The sequence below is a fragment of the Acidisoma sp. PAMC 29798 genome, assembly GCF_030252425.1.
In the GTDB taxonomy this organism is placed as follows: domain Bacteria; phylum Pseudomonadota; class Alphaproteobacteria; order Acetobacterales; family Acetobacteraceae; genus Acidisoma; species Acidisoma cladoniae.
In genome coordinates, this window is record NZ_CP126994.1 from 4407501 (window position 1) to 4428948 (window position 21448).

The window sequence follows — 21448 nt, forward strand, 5'->3', positions numbered from 1 at the left end:
GGTGACCGATAGTGAACAAGTACCGTGAGGGAAAGGTGAAAAGCACCCCGATGAGGGGAGTGAAAGAGACCTGAAACCGGACGCCTACAAGCAGTCGGAGCCGCAACTGCGGTGACGGCGTACCTTTTGTATAATGGGTCAGCGAGTTTCTGTTTGCAGCAAGCTTAAGCCGGTAGGTGTAGGCGTAGCGAAAGCGAGTCTGAATAGGGCGTTGAGTTGCAGGTAGAAGACCCGAAACCGAGTGATCTAGCCATGGCCAGGCTGAAGGTGGGGTAACACCCACTGGAGGGCCGAACCCACGCCTGTTGAAAAAGTCGGGGATGAGCTGTGGCTAGGGGTGAAAGGCCAATCAAACTCGGAGATAGCTGGTTCTCCGCGAAATCTATTGAGGTAGATCGTCGGGTGTTTACCCTGGGGGGTAGAGCACTGGATGGGCTAGGGGGGCCCAAAGCCTTACCAAACCTAACCAAACTCCGAATACCCAGAAGTATAGCCCGGCAGACAGTCCATGGGTGCTAAGGTCCGTGGACGAGAGGGAAACAGCCCAGACCGCCAGCTAAGGTCCCCAAATCGTGGCTAAGTGGGAAAGGATGTGGGAATTCCAAAACAACCAGGAGGTTGGCTTAGAAGCAGCCATCCTTTAAAGAAAGCGTAATAGCTCACTGGTCTATTAGAAATCCTGCGCCGAAAATGTAACGGGGCTCAAGCCACGTACCGAAGCTGCGGGTGTAGAGTGATCTACGCGGTAGCGGAGCGTTCCGTAGGCCTGTGAAGGGAGATGGGGTGACCCCTCCTGGAGGTATCGGAAGTGCGAATGCTGACATGAGTAGCGACAAACAGAGCGAGAAACTCTGTCGCCGAAAGTCCAAGGGTTCCTGCGCAAGGTTAATCCGCGCAGGGTGAGCCGGCCCCTAAGGCGAGGGCGAAAGCCGTAGTCGATGGAAACCAGGTGAATAGTCCTGGGCCTGCTGGAAGTGACGAATGCAAGATGTTGTCGGGGCTTATTGGATTGTCCCGGCTTTTTGCGCATTCCAGGAAATAGCTCCAGCGTATAGACCGTACCCGAAACCGACACAGGTGGACTGGTAGAGAATACCAAGGCGCTTGAGAGAACCATATCGAAGGAACTAGGCAAATTGCTCGCGTAACTTCGGGATAAGCGAGACCCGTTTGTGGGCAACCATGGGCGGGTGGCACAGAGCAGGGGGTAGCGACTGTTTAGTAAAAACACAGGGCTCTGCGAAATCGAGAGATGACGTATAGGGTCTGACGCCTGCCCGGTGCCGGAAGGTTAAGAGGAGGTGTGCAAGCACTGAATTGAAGCCCCGGTAAACGGCGGCCGTAACTATAACGGTCCTAAGGTAGCGAAATTCCTTGTCGGGTAAGTTCCGACCTGCACGAATGGCGTAACGACTTCCCCACTGTCTCCGGTATGGGCTCAGCGAAATTGAATTCCCCGTGAAGATGCGGGGTACCCGCGGTCAGACGGAAAGACCCTATGAACCTTTACTGCAGCTTTGCAGTGGCATCAGGGGAGCACTGTGTAGGATAGGTGGGAGGCTTTGAAGCTTGGGCGCTAGCTCGAGTGGAGCCATCCTTGAAATACCACCCTGGGCGCTTCTGATGTCTAACCGCGACCGGTCATCCCGGTCCGGGACCCTGCATGGTGGGCAGTTTGACTGGGGCGGTCGCCTCCCAAAGTGTAACGGAGGCGCGCGATGGTGGGCTCAGGCCGGTCGGACATCGGCTGCTGAGTGCAATGGCATAAGCCCGCCTGACTGCGAGAGCGACAGCTCGAGCAGAGACGAAAGTCGGCCATAGTGATCCGGTGGTCCCGCGTGGAAGGGCCATCGCTCAACGGATAAAAGGTACTCTAGGGATAACAGGCTGATCTCCCCCAAGAGTCCACATCGACGGGGAGGTTTGGCACCTCGATGTCGGCTCATCACATCCTGGGGCTGGAGCAGGTCCCAAGGGTTCGGCTGTTCGCCGATTAAAGTGGTACGTGAGCTGGGTTTAGAACGTCGTGAGACAGTTCGGTCCCTATCTGCCGTGGGTGAAGGAGACTTGAGAGGATTTGTCCCTAGTACGAGAGGACCGGGATGAACATACCTCTGGTGCACCGGTTGTCACGCCAGTGGCACAGCCGGGTAGCTAAGTATGGACGGGATAACCGCTGAAAGCATCTAAGCGGGAAACCCACCTCAAAACGAGGTCTCCCTGAGGGTCGTGGTAGACCACCACGTTGATAGGCCAGGTGTGAAAGCGTGGTAACGCGCTCAGCTAACTGGTCCTAATCACCCGATAGGCTCACCGCCACACCATCCTGCACAGCAATCATCCAACCGATGGTTCCTGTCCTTAACGCCAAAAGCACATCCATCACGCTACTCTCTACGATCAACGCGCCAAACCCCGTCACATCTCACTTGGATGCTGTCCGCGAGGATAGCTTTGGGTGGGTTGGACGACCTGGTGGCCATAGCGGGGAGCCTACACCCGATCCCATCCCGAACTCGGCCGTGAAAACCCCCAGCGCCCATGGTACTGTGTCTTAAGGCACGGGAGAGTAGGTCGCCGCCAGGTCTTCCAACCCACCCATTCTCATTCCAACCAATCCCATCCCATCATCACCCCCGCGGGGTGGAGCAGCCCGGTAGCTCGTCAGGCTCATAACCTGAAGGTCACAGGTTCAAATCCTGTCCCCGCAACCAAATCCCCATCACCACCCAAGCCGCCTCACAAGGCGGCTTCGCCATGTCTGGACTGTAAGCATTCGGCGTAGGCCGCGGGGCTATTGTGGATCGCTCGACAGTTTGATCTGGTGCTGATCAGGCAGCGAGAGCGGATGCCATCGGCCTCCAGTTCCATGGCAGAAGCTCGTCAAGGCGATGCGCGGGGTGGGCGGCGATCCGGGCCAGGACGTCGGCGAGCCAGGCCTGGGGATCGATGTTATTCATCTTTGCCGTGACGATGAGGCTGTACATGGCAGCAGCCCGCTGGCCACCGCGATCGGACCCGCAGAACATCCACGATTTCCGCCCGAGAGCTATGCCGCGTAGCGCGCGTTCGGCCGCATTGTTCGACAGGCACACGCGCCCGTCTGTCAGGAACAGGGTAAAGGCGTCCCAACGTTTGAGTATGTAGTCGATGGCCTTGGCGAGGTCATGAGCCGAAGAGAGCTTGGCGCGTTGCTCGCGCAAATAAACACGAAGCTCATCGACGAGCGGTCTGCTTAGTTCCTCGCGAACCACCCGCCGTTCCTCGGCGGTTTTGCCGTTGATGGGTCTCTCGATATCGAACAACGCGTCGATGCGGCGCACGACCTCGATCGCGATGGGAGAGAGCATGATCGCCTTCTTGCCCGCAGCCTGTCGTCGGGCGTTCTCCTCAAGATCGGCCATCGCGAAGAACGGACGCCGGGCATGAACCCAACATCCTGCCTCCAAGATAAGACCCGGACTTCGGTCGAGTAGGTAGAGTTTGCGGTATCCATCAAAGGCGTCAGCCTGGAAGAGCCCAGCATAGTTGGCCAAATGACTCTGCGGATGTTCGCCTTTACGATCGCGCGAATAATAGAACATCGCCGCGGGCGGCGATGTTCCGCCGAACGGCTTGTCGTCACGCACATAAACCCAGCAGCGACCCGTATCGGTCTTCCCCTTGGCCAGCACCGGCACCGTCGTGTCGTCTCCATGCAGGCGTTCTGCCGCCATGACGTGGGCCTCGATCAGCTTCAAGATAGGAACCAGAACTGTGCAACACGAGCCTACGGCGTCCGCCATGGTCGACAGGCTGATCGACACGCCTTCCAGGGCGTAGCGCTCAGCCTGCCGGTTCAAAGGCTGATGCTGACCGAACTTCTCGAACAGGATCATCGCCAGGAGGTTCGCCCCGGCCCATCCCCTGGCGATCACATGGAAGGGCGCCGGTGCCTGGCTAATCCTCTCGCAGTCCCGGCAGGTGAACTTCTCGCGTACCGTCTCGATCACCTTCCACTGACGCGGAATCGATTCCAGGCTCTTGGTCACGTCCTCGCCCAGCTTGCGCAGCCGCTTCCCGCCACAGCAGTCGCACGCGGTTGGCGGGTCAATCACCACGCGCTCGCGAGGAAGGTGTTCGGGGAAGGTATTTCGATCGGGACGCTTACGCCTGAAGCCCGCCACCGTGGTGACCTTGGCAATGGCGATTTCGGCGGCCAGTTCATCTTCGGTCGCACTCGCTTCCAGTTCTTCGAACTGTAGCGCCAGTTGATCGATGAGCTGGGACGATCTTTCCGAACGGGGGCCGTAGAGTTGACGCTCCAACTTGGCAATCCGCAGCTTCTGATGTGCGATCATGGCCAGGTCGGCCGATGCGCGGGCTCGGGCGACAGCGAGTTCTGCGGCCCCCACGTCACGCTCCGCGGCCAGTTCCAGAATCTTGACGCGCTCGATCGTCAGCGCCGCTTTCAGCGCGTCGATATCGTCCGGAAGATCGGAGAGGTCGGCGTCCATGACCCCGATTGAATCATGAATCTCTGACGATTAGTACCCGTTTTATGCAGATTCAGGGCCTTTTTTGGCTATCCCGCGCTCGCCGGGCGGAAGGTATGGCGAGGGTTCCGCCAGTCGATTCCGTCGAGCATATAGCCCAATTGTGCCGCTGAGATCGCCACCACGCCATCCGCTGGCGATGGCCAGGTGAAGCGACTCTTCTCCAACCGTTTGGCATAGAGCGACATCCCGACACCGTCATGCCAAAGGACCTTAATGAGATCGCCTCTGGCCCCTCTGAACACGTAGAGATCGCCCGCGTGCGGATCCCGACCCATGGCTTGTTGAACCTGCAGGGCGAGGCCGTTCATACCGCGACGCATATCCGTCCGTCCGACCGCCAACCATACGCGCACACTTGCGGGGAATGCGATCATCGCCGCTCCAACGCATCCAGCACGACGCGCAGGGCGGCGGCTTTGATGGTGCCACTGATCCGAACCCGATAACCGCGCGGAAGCTCGATCTCTATGAGGTCGGTTGTGGGCGCCACAGGCGCCGTTATGGACTCATCGGGCGTCACGATGAGAGGCACAAGGTGTGGCGACCCCGCAGACGGCTCCTCGCCATAGCGCTTGCGCCAGGTGAAGACCTGGTTGGTGTTTACATCGAACTGCCGCGCGACCATCGACACCGATGCCCCCGGCACCAGTGACGCCGCCACGACCTGCCGCTTGAGCGCTTCAGGCCACGACCTATTCTGCCGCCGGACACCCAAATTTGTGTCCATCTTCTCGTTTGTGGACACTTCCCACCATCACGCTCCGAAGGCCGATAGCCTCCGTGATATCATCAAATATCGGAAGGCGGCCGCTGCCGGAGGGATACTCTGGACTGCGGCATGTCGGTCCTTCAATGGATGCCGCGCGTTAATCCGGCGGTGAGGTAGCGGTTCAACAACAGCCCCGCGAGAACGATGGGGATGGTGCTGAGATGCGCCATCGCCCCCAGAGTGCCCCAGCCGCTGGTGGTATTGCCGCCAAAGGCGGTCAGTAGTGCGACCGACAAAGGTCGCGTCTCCGCCCGCGTCAGAAACGCCGGATTGAGGTAGTCGTTCCAGGCGAACATCATGCAGAGCAGGGCCGCAGCGGCGACGGAGGTGCGGGCGAGCGGCAGTGCGACGCGCCAAAAGGCCCCGAAGGCACTGCACCCATCGACGATGGCCGCATCTTCGACCTCACGCGGGATGGCCCGGAAGGCCGTGTACATCATCCAGGCGACGAAGGCGGTGCTCAGCGTCGCATTCATCAGGATCACTGCCCACCAGCTTCCGAGAAGATGCAGTTGCCGCATGAAGAGATAGAAGGGAATGAGCGTGACGACGGTCGGTACGCCGCGGATGGCCAGGAAGGCGTAGGCGAGCAGGATCGCGGATCGCATGCGCGTGCGTGCCAAGGCATAGCCGCAGGGAATGCCGAGCAGCAGTGACAGCATCGTCGAGCCCGCGCTGATGACCATGCTGCTCAAGGTCAGCCTCGGCAGGTCGAAATTGCTCGCGATGCTGGCGAAATTGGCAAGACTGGGCGTGAACCGCAGTGTGGGCGGCACCGACTGGATCGCGCGGGACGGCTCATAGGCTGTCATGATGAGCCACAGGATCGGCGCCAGGAAGACGAGCAAGGCCATTACCAGCAGCGATCGTTGCATGAGCAAGGCAGAACCCTTGGTGCGCCGGCTCATGACTCGTTGAACCTGCGGTCCATGCGACGCAGGGTCAGCATGATCACCGCCGCCATCAGCACGATGCAAAGCGTCATCAGGATCGAAATCGCCGAGCCATAGCCGATATCGAAGAACAACAGGCCCTGTTTCACGGCCGACAGCATCAGCAGGTTGGTGCTATCGGCGGGGCCACCCGCTGTCGCGGCAAAGACGATGTCATAGGTGCGGAACACATCCGTGACGCGCAGGACGAGGACAAGAAACAGCGCCGGCAGCATCATCGGCAGAATGATCAGGCGCAGCCGCCGGACGTGATCCGCGCCGTCGATCTCGGCGGCATCGAGCACGTCACTCGGCAAAGCCTTCAGCGCCGCCAGAAGAATCAGAGCCACCAGCGGCGTCCATTCCCAGACATCCACGACCATCATCGTCGGCAGCGCCGTCCGTGTGTCGCCGAGCAGACCTTGCGGCGGTGCAAGATGCGCATGCACCAGCCAATAGCCGATCAGGCCGAAGCTTGGGTCCAGCAGCGCGCGGAAGATGAGACCGACGACGATGGGCGTGACGGTGATCGGCACGAGCATCAGGGTGGTGGCGACACGGTTGAAGCGACTGTCCGGCCACAGCAGCAGCGCGAGGCAGAAGCCGAGAACCAGCTCCGCCGTCACGCAGCCCAGCGTGAAGATCAATGTGACGATCAGGGAATGGCGGATTTCAGGATCCGCCAGGGCATCCGTGTAGTTCCGCAGGCAGATGAAACGATGCAGCCAGGGCTGCATCAGGTTCATCTGGAACAGGCTGAAGCCCACGCCGCGCAGGATGGGGTAGAGGGCGAAGACCGCGACATGAAGCGCGGCCGGCGCCGCCATCACAAACAGGAAAAGCGAGCGGCGGCGCGGCGAGGTCAGCCGGAGGAGAGATCTCTGCATTCACATCACTGCGTCATGCTCTGCGAAGGCAGAGCATCCACGGCTTCCTGATGGCGCGCAAAGTCGTGGATGGCATGCCTTCGCATGCCATGACGAGAGACTTGGACGATGGATCAACCCAAACCCAGCGTGTTCTAGAAATACCGCAGCGCCTGGGTTTGCGCGGCGGCCAGGGCGGCTGCCGGCGTCATGGCGCCGACCAGCGCAGAGTTCACCGCCGTGCCCAGGATGTCCTGGATTTCGGGATATTGCGGCACGCGCGGCCGGAAATCGGCGTCGCCATGGGTGAAGCTCTCATCGATCACCGACAAGAAGGGGTATTTGCGGTTCAGGCCCGGGTCGTGAAGCTCGCTGCGGCGCAGGAAGCTGCAAGCATCGAGCTGATTGAGCGCGATATGAATCTCGGGGCTGGTGATCCACTTGATGAAGGTCCAGGCGGCGTCCTTGTGCCGATCGTCGATATCCGCGTTGATCGCGATACCCCAGCCGCCGATGCCGTAGCGCGGCTTCATGCCATCCGCCGTCGGTGTCACCATCAACCCCGCCGTCTCCGTCACCTTCGACTGTTTGGGATCGAAATAGCCGAGGGCGCCGACCGACCAGGTTTGCATATTGGCGGCGAGGCCGCTGCGGAAGCTTGCCTCCCGCCCATCCCAATCCCAATTGACCGCGCCGGGCGGCGCTGCCTTCTGGAACAGATCGCGATAGGTTGTCAGGCTTTGGATGTTCAGCGGGGTGTTCAGCGTCGGCTGCCCATTGGCCACGAGGACGCCGCCGACCTCGGCTAGGTATTGCATCCAATCCTGGGCGCAGGCCGCGCCCTTCTGGCCGTTGGCGACCCAACCGTATTGGTTATGGGCCTTGTCGGTCAGCGTATAGGCGTTGGCCACCAGCGCCTGCATGGTGGCGGGCGGTTGCAGATTGGCGGATTTGTAAAGATCCTTGCGATAGGCCAGCACATTGGCGTAGCCGGCGAGCGGGAAAGCGACCTGCTTGCCCTTGTAGTTGCCCAGCGCCGTGAACAGCACGGGGTAGATGTCGTCGAGCTTCATCTCGGCGGCGTCGCGCGTCATCCAATCGTTCAATGGCACGGTGTATCCCGCTTCCGCAAATTGCGGCGCCCAGACATTGTCCGTGGTTGCGAGGTCATAGCCCTTGGTATGGCCGACATAGTCAGTCGTGACCTTGGTCTGCAACTCGCCATAGCCGAGAATATCGACCACGACCGCGATGCCGGTTTCCTGGTGGAACCGCGCGGCCAGAGCCTTCAGCCCCGGTGAATACTGGTCATTCACACTGGCGAGGCGGAGCGTCATGCCGTCGAAGGGCTTGGTTTGGCTCCATCCGCGCCGGCTGAAGCCCAGGGTTGCCGCAGTTGCTAAACCGGCCGCGAGAAGGGGTCTGCGCTTCATAGCCATGCTCCATCTGCTCGGGCTCTCGCCTTGGTGAGCTTACGGTAGGCGGAAAGCGCATCGCAAGGTTGAAGGCCGCCCGATTGGCGGGCATTCTGACGCCATGGACGTAAATGTGGTGACATTGAAGGCAGAGGCGTGCCGTGACAGCGCGGAATTTCCGCCCTTCATGGCCAATCATCTGCCCATGATCCTGGTGGCGCTGGATCGCCTCTGCGCCTCGGCGGAGCGGCTTGACGCTTTTGCCCAAACCTACCGGGCCGAGCATGGGTTGCGACCGCAACCGCCCGCCCAGGCGCCGCTTGGCGTCGAGGACTGGATGTCTGCACGCGGACAAAGGTCGCGGGAAGCCGATCTGCGGGCCTTCTTTTCGCGACAAGTGGCTGCGCATGGCGGGGCGGCGACGATCGCGGCGTATCTGCCAGGGCTGGCGCCGGGCATGGCCGGCAGCGCCCTCCACCCCCTCATGCGCCTCGCCTATGCCGTGATGACTGAAGACGAGGCGGAAATCGGCGCTGCCCTGGGCTTTTGGGCCGCTACCTACCTGCCCCTCGACGAAGCGGGCCGCGGCCCCGGCGTAACGACGGACCCGGCGGAGGTGCTGCGGCGGGCTGCGGTTCTGCCCGGCGTGGCGGAGGCCGAGCCCGAGAGCGATCTCGTTTGGCACAATATGCGCGCGGTGGCGCAGGTGCCGTCTTTCGCTGGTGTGGCCGATTGGCTGATCATCCATGACGATACGCTCGACCGCATGGCCGCGGCCTCTCTCGCGCTCTATGCCGCCACGATGAGCTTTGAGGCGCTGCATGCCGTGACGGGCTGCCACTGGCTGCGGTTGCTGCGGCCCGTGGTTGCGGACCCGGCGCCGCTACTGCGCCATTTCTGGGTGGCGATTGCGGCTCTGATGCCGAAGATGGGCCTGCCGGAGATCCCGACGGCCGCGCAGGTCGCGGCATGGCGGCAGACGCCCGCGCCTGACTGGCCGGCGATCATGGCGGCAGCGGCGGCCTCGGATGACGAGCACGACCCCAGCCTGACGTTTTCGGCCTTCGAGGAATGGCGCCGGACCGGCGATACTTTGTACCGCGTTGTCGCCGCAAAGCGGGTCGCGCTCATCGCATGACGACGCCTGACATCTTCGCCAATTGCCGCCTGGCGGATGGGAGGCGGGTTGATCTTCATGTGGCGAAGGGTCGCATTAGCGATATCCTGCCGGCGGAAGTGGGCCCGGCCGGGCCTGACCGCTTCGATCTCGGCGGCCGGCTGGTGGTTCCAGGCTTCGTCGATGGCCATGTCCATCTCGACAAGACCTTGCTCGGCCTGCCCTTCCAGGCGCATCGGCCCGGCGACACGGTCGCCGAGCGCATCGCCATCGAAAAGGCGGTGCTGCGTGATCTGCCAGTCCCGGTCGAGCAAAGGGCGCACGCGCTGGTGACCCAGATGTCGCGCTTCGGCACCGTCGCGCTGCGCAGCCACGTTGATATCGATACGGACTGGGGGTTGTCGAACCTGCACGCCCTGCTGCGCGTGCGGGAAGCGGTGCGGGCTATCATGGACATCCAGATCGTGGCCTTTCCTCAGAATGGCATCCTGCGCGATCCCGGCACTGCGGCACTGCTTGATGAGGCAATCCGCGCGGGCGCCGATCTGATCGGCGGCCTCGACCCCGCCGGTATCGATAGCGATATCAAAGGCCATCTCGACGTGGTCTTCGGGATTGCCGAGCGTCACGGCGTGGGCATCGACATTCATTTGCATGATGCGGGCGCCCTCGGCTGTTTCGAGCTGCGCGATATCGCGGCGCGCACCATCGCGGCCGGCTTGCAAGGAAGGGTGGCGGTGGCCCATGCCTTCGCCCTCGGATACTCCGATCAAGCGGATGTGGATGCAACCGCCGAAGCGCTGGCGCGGGCGGAGGTCGCCATCATGACCAATGAGCCGGGCCCGGTGTCGATGCCGCCCGTGGCGCGTTTGCGCGCGGCGGGCGTGACGGTCTTTGCAGGCTCCGACAATATTCGCGATGCCTGGTCACCTTACGGCAATGGCGACATGCTGGAGCGCGCCATGCTGATCGGGTATCGACAGGGCATGAAGACCGACGCCGATTTGTCACACACCTTCGCCATGGCGACGACGCTACCGGCGCGGGTATTGGGTTTGGGTGGCGACTATGGATTGGCCGTTGGCGCGCGCGCCGACCTCGTGGCGCTGGATGCGACGAGCGTGCCCGAGGCGCTGGTTGCCCGACCGAGCGGCCGAATGGTGATCAAAGGCGGCCGCGTGCTGGACCATGCTTCGTCGTTTTCAGAGTCAGCGTCTTACTAAAACCAAAAAGCTTGAGCCCTCAACTCCTCGTGAGGGATCTTCGTCTACTATCACTGCGCGTCTTATATCCACAAAGACATAGGTAGATCCTCCGACAAAAAAGGTTTCGCATGAGGGTGCTCATTACCGGAGGCGCGGGCTTTATTGGCTGCCATTTGAGCAGAGCCTTGCTCGCCGAGGGATATGAGGTGCGGATCTTGGATCGGTTCATAGAACAGGTTCATGGCGGCGCGATGCCGCCGGACCCGGTGCTCCGGTCCGTCGACATCGTGACCGGCGATATTCGAGATGCCGAGGCCGTGATCAAGGCGGTCGATGGTGTCGATAAGGTCGTCCATCTGGCGGCGGAAGTCGGCGTCGGTCAAAGCATGTATGAGATCGACCGTTACGTCGACGTCAATGATCTGGGCACCGCGGTTCTGCTCAAGGCGCTTCTCGCGCATCCCGTTCAGCGCTTGGTCGTCGCGTCATCAATGAGCATCTACGGCGAAGGCCTCTACCAGACCGCCGACGGCCGTCTGATCGAGCAGGTGACGAGACAGCCCGCCAGTGGCTGGGATCCGCGTGATGAGGATGGCGGCGTGCTCACCCCGGTGCCGACACCGGAATGGAAGCGGCCTGTGCTGTCCTCCGTTTATGCCATCACGAAATATACCCAAGAACGCTTGTGCATGAATGTGGTGCCTGCTTACGGCATGGAAAGCGTCGCGCTGCGCATGTTCAATGTCTTCGGCGCCGGCCAGGCGCTGTCCAATCCCTATACCGGTGTGCTCGCCATTTTCGCGGCACGCATCCTTAACGGCCAGAGCCCCATGGTCTTCGAGGATGGACAGCAGCAGCGCGACTTCGTTCATGTGGAAGACGTCGCACGTGCCTTCGTGCTTGCTCTGGAGACGCCCGGTGCTGCAGGCGGCGTCTTCAACGTTGGCAGTGGCCACCGTACGACGGTGGAGGATGTGGCACGTCTGCTGGCGCATTCGATGGGTCGGTCCGATCTTGCGCCGGAGTTTCTGAACAAGGCGCGGGCAGGAGATATCCGGCACTGCTTCGCGGACCTGACGCTGTCTCGTGATGTCCTTGGGTTCGTGCCAAAGCGAAGCCTTGCGGATGGTGTGCCAGAACTTGCGGAGTGGCTCGCGCGTCAGACTGCGACGGATCGCGTTTTGGATGCGCGCAAAGAACTCGAAGCGCGGGGTCTGGTCGCGTGACGGTGGCTCCCAACGCGCCCAGCCTTGGCTTCGTCCAATGGTTTCGCCTGGGTGAGCGCGCGCATGCACTGCAGGCGGCGGATGCACTGGACGCCATGGGCATTCGCCATTTACGCACGCATCTTTCCTGGGCGGATTACCGTGCACCGGGGGGCGACGCTTGGTATGCGTGGCTTCTGCCGATGCTCGGCCGCCGCTTCGATCTGCTTCCCTGTCTGCATTACACGCCGCCGGATCTATCGGAGACCGGTCGGACCTCAGGCGCGCCACGCGCGTTGAAATCCTTTGCGGATTTCGTCGATGTGATGATCGACCGCCATGGCGATAGTTTCGCGTGGTTGGAACTTTGGAACGAGCCCAATAACCTGCTCGATTGGGACTGGCGGCAAGACCGCGACTGGCTCAAATTCTGTGAAATGCTTGGGGCGGCGGCCTATTGGGCGCAGAAGCGCGGCAAGCGGGTTGTTCTGCCCGCGAGTTGCCCGACCGACCTGCATTGGTTGCGCCTGATGGGTGAGCGCGGACTCATGAATGTTGTCGATGCCGTCGGCATCCATGGCTTCCCCGGAACCTGGGAATCGGAAAGCGCCGGCGTCTGGCGCGGTTGGGCGGATGTGGTCGCTGAGGTGCGGGATGTCGTGTCATCCTTCAATCCAGCGGCCGAACTCTGGGTCACCGAAACCGGCTATTCCACATGGCGACAGGATGCCGCGCCGCAGCTCCGCGCTTTCACGGCGGCCCTCGAAGCGCCGGTTTCGCGTGTCTATTGGTATGGCCTTCGCGATCTCGCTGATGATGTCATCGTGCAGGAAGGCCCGCATTTCGACGAGCGGCACTATCACTTTGGTGTCGATGATACAGATGGTCGGCCCAAGCTGCTGGGTCGCTTGCTCCGTAATGGCGGCATCGAGGCTGTGCGCGTAGTGACGGCGCTTGCGACCCCTGCCATCGTCAAGACCAAGCCCCTGCTCATTACCGGCGGCGCTGGCTTCATCGGCGCCAATCTGGCGCATCGCCTGGCCGGCGAAGGCGAGCATGTGCTGCTCTACGATGCTCTCGCCAGACCGGGCGTGGAGCAGAATCTCGCTTGGCTGCAGCGCCTCTATCCTGAGCGTGTGTCTTTCACGCTCGGGGATACACGAGACCGCGCCTCTGTTGCGCAGGCAACGGCGGATGCGACGGCAGTGTTTCATCTCGCGGCGCAGGTGGCAGTCACCACCAGCCTCGATGATCCTACGGATGACCTGCAAACGAATATCCTCGGCACCTTCAATCTGTTGGAGTGTCTGAGGCGCAAGGGCGACAAGACGCCGATCATCTTCGCCAGCACCAACAAGGTCTATGGCGATCTCGGGCAGGTTGGTCTCGACCTCATCGACGATGCTTGGGCGCCATCGGATGCCCGGCTTCGTCGCCAGGGCCTGGATGAGGATTTTCCACTGTCTTTCGCGACGCCCTACGGCTGCTCGAAGGGCGCGGCGGACCAATATGTTCTCGATTACGCCCATAGCTATGGCGTGCCGAGCTGCGTGCTGCGGATGAGTTGTATCTATGGTCCGCGCCAGCTTGGCACGGAAGATCAAGGCTGGGTCGCACATTTCATGCTTCGCGCTGTGCAGAGGAAGCCGATTACCCTCTTTGGCGACGGCAAGCAGGTGCGGGACATCCTGTATGTGACGGATGCGGTGGCGGCCTATGTCGCCGCCTGGAAACGTATCGGCGCCGTCAGTGGTCGCGCCTTCAATCTCGGTGGCGGCCTGCAAAACGCGGTGAGCCTGGTGCAATTGCTCGCGCATCTGGAGACGGTCTTGGGGCGCCCGATCGATATCGGCTTCGATGAGTGGCGGCAGCATGACCAGCGATACTTTGTCGCAGATAGCAGACGCGCGAAGGAGGCTCTTGGCCTCGCAGCGCCCGTCGCATGGCGGGATGGCACCATCCTCCTGATGCGGGAGATCGCCGAGCGCCACGGCGTGACGCTGCCGGGCGACGCGCACCGGACAACGCCGATGATGGTGACGGCATGAAAGTCGCGCTCATCAACCCGAGCTGGGAGTACCGCAACAGCATTTATTTCGGCTGCCGCGCGCCCCACTTGCCGCTGGAACTCGGCTATAGCCGCGCGCTGCTGGAAGCGGCCGGACATGAGGTCCTGATGCTGGATGGGCAGATCCAGGGTCTGAGCATCGTCGATATCGCAACCAGGGTGCGCGATTTCGGGCCAGCCATGACGGTGGTGACGACGGCGCCGACCTATCTGTTCTGGCGCTGCGCGCCGCCGGAGCTGCGGGTGCCGCAATTGATGCTGATAGCCCTTGGCGATGCGGCTGGCATGACGGTGGCGGTGGGTCCGCATGGATCGGCCACGCCCGCGCCTGTGCTGCGTAAGCTGGGCGTCGACATCGTCGTGCGTGGCGAATGTGAAGACGTCATCGCGGCATTGGCGGATTCCCCTGCGCGGCGTGACATTCCGGGCATCTCCTATATCAATGCATCGGGTGAGGTGCAGAGCATCGGCGCTGCCGCCGCCACCCGCTTTACCGACACACCTGCGCTTGCGTGGCCGGCGGACTGGCTATTGCGCCACGATCATCATCATCATCGCTTCGATACGCCGCCCGTGGGGCCTGGCGCGGAAGTTGAGGCATCACGCGGTTGCCCCTATGCATGCACCTTCTGCGCCAAGATCGATTTCCGGGATCGCTACCGTAAACGCGACCTCGATGTCCTTCTTCAGGAGATCGACGGGCTCATCGCCCAAGGTGTGACCTACCTCTATTTCATCGACGAGATCTTTCTGCCGCGCCCGGACCTACTCCTGGCGCTGAAGGACAGGAATATCCAGTTCGGCATCCAGACCCGAATCGATCTTTGGAAGCCGGAGTTGCTGGATCTCCTGGGCGCTGCCGGATGTGTCTCGATCGAGGCCGGGGTGGAGAGTCTGACAGTGGAAGGGCGTGCCCTTCTCGCCAAGAAATGCAAGCTCGACACAGATGAGCTCAGCGCTCTGTTGATCTACGCGCGGCGTAGCGTGCCCTTCGTGCAGGCCAACCTCATCCGCGCTGAAGAAAACGAAATGCCGCTGGTGGCCGAATGGCGGGCACAGCTTCACGAGCGGGGCGTTTGGGCGAATGATCCGGTGCCCCTGTTTCCGTATCCGAGTTCGCCGGAATATCGCCGCCTATGGGGCATGCCGGATGATAAAGCCTGGGAGCGGGCGCTCGACTACTATCTGTCGCAATTCACCTCCTTCAGTGATATCCAGGAAGAGCAGCCGCTGCCTCTCTCCGCATTGGAGCGTGCATGAACGCTTCGCGCTCGCCGCGGCGTCTTCTGATCACGACCGATGCGGTCGGTGGCGTCTGGTCCTACACACTCGATCTCGCGCGGGCGCTGTCCGAGCGGAAGGTCGAGGTAGAGCTGGCAATCCTAGGCCCTGCCGCCGCTCCGGCGCAGATGGCATCGGCCGCCGCGATTGCCGGGGCAACGGTGCATGACACTGCCCTGCCGCTGGACTGGATGACGGAGGATGCGGCGACCTTGGAGTCCACCGCGGCCCTGCTCGCAACTTTGGCCTGGGAGCGCGAGGTCGACCTCGTTCAAGTGCATACGCCTGCTTTGGTTGGATCGTCCGCCTGGCCGGCGCCGGTGCTGGCGGTGGCGCATTCCTGTGTCGGGACGTGGTGGAATGCCGTGCGAGACACCCCGCTGCCAGAAGCATTTCATGCGCGGCGCGATGCGATGGCCGCCGGTCTCGACGCAGCGGACGGCGTTGTGGCGCCAACGCACGCCTTCGCGGCGGCGTTACGCCAAGTCTATGGCACGCGGCGGGACATCGCGGTCGTACATAATGGTCGCTTGGCTAGTGCACGCTCCGAGCGCGCGAGACGAGGCGTGCTGTGTGCCGGCCGTTTGTGGGATGAGGGCAAGAACATTGCCTTTCTTGATCGTGTCGCAGGCCTGACGCCATCGGTGCCGTTTCAGGCAGCGGGTCCGACCCAAGGCGCTAACGGCGCGGCGGTGGAATTGCGCCGCATGGAGATGCTGGGAACGCTGAGCGAGACGGGGATGGCGGAGGCGATGGGCGCCGCGCGCATCTTTGCTTCTCCCGCGCTGTATGAGCCCTTTGGCCTCGCGGTCCTGGAAGCGGCGCAGGCGGGCCTGCCGCTGGTCCTGGCCGATATCCCGACCTTGCGGGAGTTGTGGGATGGCGCCGCCATCTTCCTATTGCCCCATGATGAATCAGCCTGGGCCGCGACACTGGACGCCTTGCATGGCGACGACGCGGGGTGCCGCCTTTGGGGTGAGCGCGCACAGCGACGGGCCTGCACCTATACCGTTGAGCGGCTCGCCGCCGCCATGTGGGACAAATACAGGCTAATGATCGCGACATCGGCCGCTGATCGGGTTGATGTCGCATGAAGATCGTCTATTTCACACAGTCGCTGATCTCCTGCTGGAACCACGGCAATGCCCATTTCCTGCGCGGCGTGATGCGGGTGCTGATCGCAAGCGGCCATGATGTGACAATCTGCGAACCGGCATCGAGCTGGAGTCGTGACAATCTCATGCGCGAAAGTGCGACTGCCGCAAGCGCGTTTGCCGCGACATTCCCGACTCTCGCAGGCCGTGTCTGCATCATGCCAGAGGAGGATGAGGACCGCCTGGATGCTGCGTTGGATGGCGCGGACCTGGTTCTCGTTCATGAGTGGAATGAGCCGGATCTCGTGGCGTCTATCGGCGAAAGACGTGTCCGCGCGGGTCGCTTCACGCTGCTGTTCCACGATACGCATCACCGCATGGTCAGTGAGCCGGACGCGATGGCCCGATACGACCTTTCGGGGTATGATGGCGTCCTGGCATTCGGAGAGGCCTTGAGCGAGGCCTATCGCAAAGCCGGATGGTCTGGCCGGGTCTTCACCTGGCATGAGGCAGCGGATGACGGATTGTTTCGTCCACCCGAAACATCAACGGCCCGCGCGGGTGCGGTGTGGATCGGCAATTGGGGGGATGGGGAGCGCAGTCAGGAACTCCGCGACTATATGCTGGCCACCAGTGCGCGGATCGGCCTGCCGCTCGACATTTACGGCGTGCGTTATCCTGACGAGGCAAAGGCCGAATTGGACCGCCACGGCGCGCAGTATCACGGTTGGGCTGCGAATGCGCGCGCGCCAGAGATCTTTGCGCGCCATAGGTTCACGCTCCATGTGCCCCGGCGCTTTTACGTGACGCAGCTGCCCGGTATTCCCACAATTCGGGTGTTCGAAGCGCTCGCCTGCGGCATTCCGTTGCTCTCGGCGCCGTGGCAGGACTCGGAGCGACTCTTCGAACCCGGTTTCGACTACCTTCAGGCGAAGACGCCGGAGGAGATGGAAATACTCATGCGCAGCCTCCTCCATGACCCAGACCTCCGCGAGGCTTTGGCCGAGCATGGCCTTGCCACCATTCGCGCCCGCCATACCTGCGCCCATCGTGTCACGGAGCTGCTCGCTATTGTCGAAACGCTGCGGGGCGCACCGGCGCGAGAGGCCGCGTGATGCGGATAGCCTTCTATGGATCGAGCCTGCTTTCGTCTTATTGGAATGGGGCGGCCACGTATTATCGCGGACTTCTGCGCGCTCTGGCGACGCATGGCCACACGATCACCTTCTACGAACCGGATGCCTTCGATCGCCAGTCGCATCGCGACATCGAGCCACCCAATTGGGCGCGCGTGGTGGTCTATCCCGCCACTGAGGATGGCCTGCGTCGGGTGATGGCGGAGGCAGCGGAGGCCGATGTGGTCATCAAGGCCAGCGGCGTCGGGGTCTTCGATGACGATTTGATCGAGGGTGTCATGGCGGCGGCCCGCCCGGACGCCGTAAGAATTTTCTGGGATGTAGACGCACCCGCGACCCTGGCGGAGATCGCGCCCGAGGTCGACCACCCGATCCGCCGGGCGCTCCCGAGCCTCGATGTCGTGCTCACCTATGGCGGTGGGCAACCGGTGATCGATGCCTATCGCGCCTTGGGTGCGCGGGCTTGCACGCCGATCTACAATGGCCTTGACTCCAGCACGCATTATCCGGTCGCCGTGGACGCTGGCCTCGCCACGGACTTGGTCTTTCTCGGCAATCGCTTGCCCGATCGCGAGGCACGGGTCGAGCAGTTCTTTCTGGAACCCGCGCAAGCTTTGCCGGATCGCCGCTTTTTGCTTGCCGGATCGGGTTGGGCGGACAAAGCCGTGAGCGGGAATGTGCGACTGCTTGGCCATGTCGGCACCGCGCAGCACAATGCGCTGAATTGCTCGGCACTCGCGGTCTTGAACATCGCGCGGGACAGCATGGCCTCGACCGGATTTTCGCCCGCGACGCGCGTCTTCGAAGCGGCGGGGGCCGGCGCCTGCTTGCTCACGGATTATTGGGACGGCATCGAACTGTTTCTTGTTCCAGACGAGGAAATTCTCGTGGCGCGCGATGGCCGAGACGTCATGCGTCATCTCAGTGAATTGACGCCTCAACGGGCGCGCGCGATCGGGGACAGGGCGCGCTTGAAGGTCCTCTCAGAGCATACCTATGAACGTCGTGCGGCGCTCGTCGATATCATCCTGAGGGAGGCTCTGCAGGCAAGGCGCGCGGCGGTGGCGGCATGAAGATCGTCGTGCTCGGCCTCAGCCTCTCCTCCTCCTGGGGCAACGGCCACGCAACCACCTTTCGGGCGCTGTTGCGTGTGCTTGGCGCACGCCATGATGTGTTATTTTTGGAGCGCGACCAGCCTTGGTATGCCGCAAACCGTGATTTGCCTCATCCAGATTTCTGTCGGCTCGCCTTTTACGAGGATGTGGCGGGTCTTGCCCGCTTTCGCTCCGAGATCGAAGCGGCCGATGCGGTCATCCTCGGCTCCTATGTCACCGAAGGCGCTGTGCTAGCGCCGATGATCCGCGATTGGGTGAATACCGTCTTCTGCTTCTATGACATCGATACGCCGGTCACGCTGAGCAAACTCCAGCACGGTGACATCGACTATGTCAGCCACGACACCATTGCACTCTTCGACGTTTATTTCTCTTTTACTGGGGGTCCCACGCTGCGGCGGCTTGAAACCGAGTTCGGTGCGCGCCGCGCCACGCCGCTGTATTGCAGCGTTGACGACTCTCGCTACCGGCCGATGGTTGTCGAAACCAACTGGGACCTTGGCTATCTCGGAACCTATAGTCCGGATCGGCAACCGGCCCTGGAGCGTTTGCTGCTTGAACCCGCCCGCCGCATGCCCAGCCGCCGCTTCGTGGTCGCCGGGCCGATGTACCCCGCCGATATCGACTGGCCGGAGAATGTCGAGCGGATCGACCATATAGCCCCCGACGATCATGCGGCTTTCTACAATGCCCAGTCTTGGACATTGAACATCACGCGCGCGGATATGATCGCATCCGGCTATAGCCCGAGTGTTCGACTGTTCGAGGCAACGGCTTGCGGTACGGCGGTGATGAGCGATGTGTGGCTCGGATTGGACACGATCTTCAAGCCGGATCACGAGATTATGCTTGTCGAGACCAGCGCCGATGTCGTGGTGGCGCTTGCTGCTGCGGCGCAGGATCGCGCGCAGCTGGCGGAGGCCGGGCGCGCCCGCTGCCTCGCCATGCATACCTCCAAGCATCGGGCAGCCGAGTTGGAAGCGGCCATCGCGTCCTTCAAGCTGTCTCCATCGGCCGCTGGTCGCGCAGGAGCTTTGTCATGAAGACCCGATCCTTCAGGACCGCGCTGGTGGCCGGTGGCGCCGGTTTTGTGGGCTCGCATCTCTGTGACCATCTGATCGCAGCGGGTTATCGCGTCACCTGTCTCGATAGTCTGCTGACCAGCACAATGGATAACTTGCGCGGATTGCTGCGCGACTCACGCTTCAGCTTTGTCGAGCATGATGTGATCAACCCATTGCCGCGTGGCCTGACGGCGGATCTGGTGTTCAATCTTGCCTGCGCGGCGTCACCGCCGCTCTATCAACTCGATCCTGTCCACACGATGATGACGAGTGTGGTGGGAACCAATAACTTGCTGATCTTCGCGGCAGAGCAGGGCGCGCGGCTATTCCAGGCCTCGACCAGCGAGGTCTACGGAAACCCGACTGTGCATCCGCAGCCGGAAAGCTATTTTGGCAACGTCAATACGGTCAGCCCCCGCGCATGTTACGATGAGGGCAAGCGTGCTGCCGAAACCTTGTGCTTTGATTATCTGCGCCAGGGCATGGCGGATGTGCGGGTCGCCCGTATCTTCAACACCTACGGTCCTCGCCTACGGGCGAGCGATGGGCGGGTGGTGTCGAACATGGTCTCCCAGGCGATCGCGGGGGAAGCAATTACGGTCTACGGGGATGGCGCGCAAACCCGCTCGTTCTGCTATGTCGATGATCTGATCGATGGTGTCATGCGACTGATGCTGCATGAGGCGCCGCTGATGCATCCGGTGAACCTCGGCAACCCGACGGAACTTCCGATCGTTGAGATTGCGGCGATGATCCGCACCCTGGCAGGCTCCAGCTCACCCTTCGTGTTTCGGCCGCTGCCGGTGGATGATCCCTGTCGTCGCCAACCGGACATCACCCTCGCCCGCGCACTGTTGCAGTGGCAGCCGCGCATCGGCCTGACGCAGGGCCTGGAGCGGACCATCGACTGGTTTCGTGAGGTGCAAGAGCAGACCGTGGTCGGTGGCGCGGCCGAGCGCACGGTCTGAGACGATAAAACGCGTTGAGGCGTCTTCCGCCAAACCTTACGGGTAAAAGCCGAAGCCCGACGAATACTGGTCCGCATGCGTCGTCGCATTATTGACCGTGGGCATCACTGGAATGTCACTGAGGCGGCTTTGCACCTCCGCCGGCGGCACCGTGAAGATGGGCGTGGCGAGCAGGCGCATGACGCCCGCTTGGTCACCCGCGCGATACGCCTGGGCCAGGGCGAGCATGGTATCGACCACAGTCTGTGACGGTGCGGCGGCATTGATACCCACATACTGGCGCAGGCTCTCGCGCGATTGCAGCATCTGCAGCCTGAACAGCGCTGGCATCATGGTCATCCATCGCGGCGAGACATTGAGCTGGCCGCCCATGTAGTCGAGCGCGGCGACGGCATCCGCCGCACGCGCAGGATCGTTTTGCATATGATGCGCGAAGTCATAGGCCGCCACATCCAGCGACCGGGTGTCGATGTCACCGTTGGTGCCCAGCGCCCCCGGCGGCATGATGGCAACGCTGGGCGGGGGCGTTGCGATCGCGCAGGCCGCAAGGCCAGCCATCAGTGCCGCTGACAACACCAAACCGCTACGGTTCATGACGCCTCTCCCGTTCGCGGAACAGGCCGCGAGACGCGCCACAATGGCCATCGTGCGCCGCCTGTCCAGAGGGCAGCGGCG

Annotated in this window: 17 protein-coding genes, 1 tRNA gene and 2 rRNA genes (1 of these 20 running past the window's edge); 13 read left to right on the forward strand and 7 right to left on the reverse strand. The window is 62.1% G+C overall.

Translation table 11 applies throughout. The features are described 5' to 3' along the window. From QP803_RS21185 to QP803_RS21195, 3 genes are all read left to right on the forward strand, one after another. A 23S ribosomal RNA gene (locus tag QP803_RS21185) occupies positions 1–2318 on the forward strand (it extends 424 nt beyond the left edge of the window). A gap of 153 nt (positions 2319–2471) precedes the next feature. Further along, positions 2472–2586: ribosomal RNA gene (rrf, locus tag QP803_RS21190) — 5S ribosomal RNA — on the forward strand. Positions 2587–2637: 51 nt separating this feature from the next. Continuing rightward, a tRNA-Met gene (locus tag QP803_RS21195) sits at positions 2638–2714 on the forward strand. A 117-nt stretch (positions 2715–2831) separates the two neighbouring features. Here QP803_RS21195 and tnpC read toward each other — a convergent pair. From tnpC to QP803_RS21225, 6 genes are all read right to left on the reverse strand, one after another. Beyond that, positions 2832–4496 (reverse strand): IS66 family transposase, encoded by a 1665-nt coding sequence (gene tnpC / locus QP803_RS21200; RefSeq protein WP_284945448.1) that lies wholly within the window; start codon positions 4494–4496, stop codon positions 2832–2834. 68 nt (positions 4497–4564) lie between these two features. After that, entirely contained in the window at positions 4565–4912 is a 348-nt protein-coding gene (gene tnpB, locus QP803_RS21205; RefSeq protein ID WP_284945449.1) for an IS66 family insertion sequence element accessory protein TnpB, read from the reverse strand. Then, positions 4909–5265, reverse strand: coding sequence for an IS66-like element accessory protein TnpA (gene tnpA / locus QP803_RS21210; RefSeq protein ID WP_284945450.1), 357 nt, complete (start codon positions 5263–5265; stop codon positions 4909–4911). The genes tnpB and tnpA overlap by 4 nt, the downstream gene beginning before the upstream one ends. A 122-nt stretch (positions 5266–5387) precedes the next feature. Continuing rightward, positions 5388–6215 (reverse strand): carbohydrate ABC transporter permease, encoded by an 828-nt coding sequence (locus tag QP803_RS21215; protein ID WP_284945452.1) that lies wholly within the window; start codon positions 6213–6215, stop codon positions 5388–5390. After that, positions 6212–7126 carry a carbohydrate ABC transporter permease gene (locus QP803_RS21220; protein ID WP_284945453.1) on the reverse strand — a complete coding sequence of 305 codons (915 nt, stop codon included), beginning with the start codon at positions 7124–7126 and terminating at the stop codon, positions 6212–6214. Before QP803_RS21220 ends, QP803_RS21215 begins: the two co-directional genes overlap by 4 nt. 134 nt (positions 7127–7260) lie before the next feature. Continuing rightward, positions 7261–8538, reverse strand: a complete 1278-nt coding sequence (locus QP803_RS21225; protein ID WP_284945455.1) for an ABC transporter substrate-binding protein — start codon at positions 8536–8538, stop codon at positions 7261–7263. Positions 8539–8656: 118 nt separating this feature from the next. On the opposite strand from QP803_RS21225, the gene QP803_RS21230 reads away from it, so the two are divergent. From QP803_RS21230 to QP803_RS21275, 10 genes are all read left to right on the forward strand, one after another. Next, positions 8657–9658, forward strand: a complete 1002-nt coding sequence (locus QP803_RS21230) for a questin oxidase family protein (RefSeq protein ID WP_284945457.1) — start codon at positions 8657–8659, stop codon at positions 9656–9658. Next, the gene (locus tag QP803_RS21235; protein WP_284945459.1) at positions 9655–10860 is read left to right on the forward strand and encodes an amidohydrolase family protein; all 1206 of its coding nucleotides are present in this window, start codon (positions 9655–9657) and stop codon (positions 10858–10860) included. Before QP803_RS21230 ends, QP803_RS21235 begins: the two co-directional genes overlap by 4 nt. Before the next feature lie 110 nt (positions 10861–10970). Then, positions 10971–12068: an SDR family NAD(P)-dependent oxidoreductase gene (locus tag QP803_RS21240; protein WP_284945461.1), complete on the forward strand. Its 1098-nt coding sequence runs from the start codon at positions 10971–10973 to the stop codon at positions 12066–12068. Next, positions 12065–14095 (forward strand): NAD-dependent epimerase/dehydratase family protein, encoded by a 2031-nt coding sequence (locus QP803_RS21245; RefSeq protein ID WP_284945463.1) that lies wholly within the window; start codon positions 12065–12067, stop codon positions 14093–14095. Before QP803_RS21240 ends, QP803_RS21245 begins: the two co-directional genes overlap by 4 nt. Further along, positions 14092–15375 (forward strand): TIGR04295 family B12-binding domain-containing radical SAM protein, encoded by a 1284-nt coding sequence (locus QP803_RS21250; protein ID WP_284945465.1) that lies wholly within the window; start codon positions 14092–14094, stop codon positions 15373–15375. The genes QP803_RS21245 and QP803_RS21250 overlap by 4 nt, the downstream gene beginning before the upstream one ends. Beyond that, the gene (locus QP803_RS21255; protein WP_284945466.1) at positions 15372–16490 is read left to right on the forward strand and encodes a glycosyltransferase family 4 protein; all 1119 of its coding nucleotides are present in this window, start codon (positions 15372–15374) and stop codon (positions 16488–16490) included. The genes QP803_RS21250 and QP803_RS21255 overlap by 4 nt, the downstream gene beginning before the upstream one ends. After that, a complete protein-coding gene (locus QP803_RS21260) occupies positions 16487–17605 on the forward strand; it encodes a CgeB family protein (RefSeq protein ID WP_284945468.1) in 1119 nt (372 codons plus the stop codon). The genes QP803_RS21255 and QP803_RS21260 overlap by 4 nt, the downstream gene beginning before the upstream one ends. Beyond that, positions 17605–18699 carry a CgeB family protein gene (locus QP803_RS21265; protein WP_284947993.1) on the forward strand — a complete coding sequence of 365 codons (1095 nt, stop codon included), beginning with the start codon at positions 17605–17607 and terminating at the stop codon, positions 18697–18699. Before QP803_RS21260 ends, QP803_RS21265 begins: the two co-directional genes overlap by 1 nt. Next, the gene (locus QP803_RS21270; RefSeq protein ID WP_284945470.1) at positions 18696–19784 is read left to right on the forward strand and encodes a CgeB family protein; all 1089 of its coding nucleotides are present in this window, start codon (positions 18696–18698) and stop codon (positions 19782–19784) included. The genes QP803_RS21265 and QP803_RS21270 overlap by 4 nt, the downstream gene beginning before the upstream one ends. Continuing rightward, entirely contained in the window at positions 19781–20773 is a 993-nt protein-coding gene (locus tag QP803_RS21275) for a UDP-glucuronic acid decarboxylase family protein (RefSeq protein WP_284945472.1), read from the forward strand. The genes QP803_RS21270 and QP803_RS21275 overlap by 4 nt, the downstream gene beginning before the upstream one ends. Positions 20774–20809: 36 nt before the next feature. Here QP803_RS21275 and QP803_RS21280 read toward each other — a convergent pair whose 3' ends face one another. After that, positions 20810–21367, reverse strand: coding sequence for a hypothetical protein (locus QP803_RS21280; RefSeq protein WP_284945474.1), 558 nt, complete (start codon positions 21365–21367; stop codon positions 20810–20812). Positions 21368–21448 lie beyond the last annotated feature (81 nt).